This window comes from Rhizobium ecuadorense (assembly GCF_001187535.1).
In the GTDB taxonomy this organism is placed as follows: domain Bacteria; phylum Pseudomonadota; class Alphaproteobacteria; order Rhizobiales; family Rhizobiaceae; genus Rhizobium; species Rhizobium ecuadorense.
In genome coordinates, this window is the sequence record NZ_LFIO01000564.1 from 1 (window position 1) to 206 (window position 206).

Annotated in this window: 1 protein-coding gene; it reads right to left on the reverse strand. The window is 56.3% G+C overall.

What is annotated here, in order from left to right:
• Positions 1-206, reverse strand: a 206-nt coding sequence (locus tag AF337_RS12015) for an SMODS domain-containing nucleotidyltransferase (RefSeq protein ID WP_425287887.1), incomplete at both ends; no start/stop codon positions are given.

A 206-nucleotide genomic window follows, 5' to 3' on the forward strand; every position in this document is an offset into this window, starting at 1 on the left:
CTTCACATACTGTGCCGCACTCCACCCTTCGACGTCCCTCACCTTCACGAGAAGATCGGCATCGAATTCTCCGCCATCGACCGGCCGGATGATCGTGTCGTGAGCCCACGACCCCTGCTCGATAAAGCCTGAGATCGTCGGTTCCCAATCTGATGCTCGGAGAAAGCTCTTGATTGTCTCAACGCGATCGCTGAGCTGGGTAATAC